Raw genomic sequence first — 1,426 nt, 5'->3', positions numbered from 1 at the left:
AAAACCCGCACGAACACTGGATTTTTGGTATAATTAAGGTACCAATCCAAAACAACCAAAAAGGACGTGTTATCATGCGGAAAAAACCTAAAGAAATCGAAAATGTATTTCAATCTCATGGTTTTTCGATTGATTCTATTATACAAGATGTGATGAAGAAATTCAATTTTCGTTCTCTTTGTCATCGTGTAGGATTTAAAAAGGATCAGGGGTATTCTATTACCGATATTTTGGCTTTAATGGTGCTGTTTCCTCTTATGCTTATTACTAGTGTCAACGCTTTATACAAAAGTAATTATGAAAGTTTGAAAGAAATGCAAAAGGATACTTTTTATCGTGTGAAAAATAACGAACGCCTCCCTTGGCGAGGTCTTCTTTTAAATGTATCAAAACGATTTCAAGAACTGGTTAATCCTGAAAAGGAAGTGAAGCCAAATTCTGCTTTTATTTTCGATGACACAATAGATGCACGTACAGGGAAAAAGATTGAAAACATTTCCTATGTTCATGATCATGTTGCTGGCAGAAAAGGAAAAAGCACGCTTGGTTTTAAGAATTTGACGATGGGTATTTTTGATGGCACCAGCTTTGCTCCACTTGATTTCAGCCTTCATTCAGAAAAGAAGCAGAAAAGAAAATATCGGAAAAAGCAATACAAGAAGGAAAGGAATCCGAAAACAAATGGAGCGAAACGCATAAAGGAATGTAATGTAGACAAAATCACCAATTCCCTTAGCATGCTTAAAAGGGCCGTAAAACACGGATTCAAGGCCAAGTATGTTTTAGTGGACAGTTGGTTTCCAAGCAAAGGCTTTATATCCGCTGTTAGAGAAATCAAAGATGGGGTCATGCACATTATTTGTGCAATGAGAAAAGATAAAAGGCTATACGAATATAACGGAGAAGAAATGAATGCAAAAACGCTTTTAAAAGTGCTTAAAAAAGAGGGGAAAGAAAAGCGTTGCCGCAAAAGAAACGTACGTTATTTTGAGGTAATAGTCTACTATCCGGGTATTGACGAAACGGTTAAACTGTATTTTTGCCGTTTCCCCTATCAAAAGGATTGGAAAGTCTATCTTTCTACAGATGAATCCCTGTCACTGCTCCAGATGCTTGAAATCTATTCCATTCGTTGGTCTATCGAAGTTTTTTTCAGGGAATCTAAACAGTTGCTTCGCCTGGGAAAATGTCAATCCCAAAATTTTGATGCACAAATAGCTCATGTCACAACGACCTATATTCTATATGTCTTTTTATCCTATTTTCGCAGAATAAATGACTATGAAACGCTAGGTGGACTCTTTGCAGAAAAGAAAGATGAAATGGCACAAAAGAATATTGCAGAACAGTTGTGGAGTATGTTTGATGAACTTTTGGATATTGTCATTACGGCAATTTCTGAATCTGGACCCGTTGATATTAAAAC

1 protein-coding gene is annotated in these 1,426 nt (G+C 36.2%); it reads left to right on the top strand.

The window, feature by feature from the left end:
- Positions 1–74: 74 nt before the first annotated feature.
- Positions 75–1,426 (top strand): IS4 family transposase (locus SPD89_RS22760; protein WP_336264230.1); only part of this gene is annotated, 1,352 nt, incomplete at its 3' end.

This window comes from Pseudogracilibacillus sp. SO30301A (assembly GCF_037072025.1).
In the GTDB taxonomy this organism is placed as follows: domain Bacteria; phylum Bacillota; class Bacilli; order Bacillales; family Amphibacillaceae; genus Pseudogracilibacillus.
The sequence above is the reverse complement of the archived record's forward strand: the minus strand, read 5'-3'. Positions and strand labels throughout refer to the sequence as shown.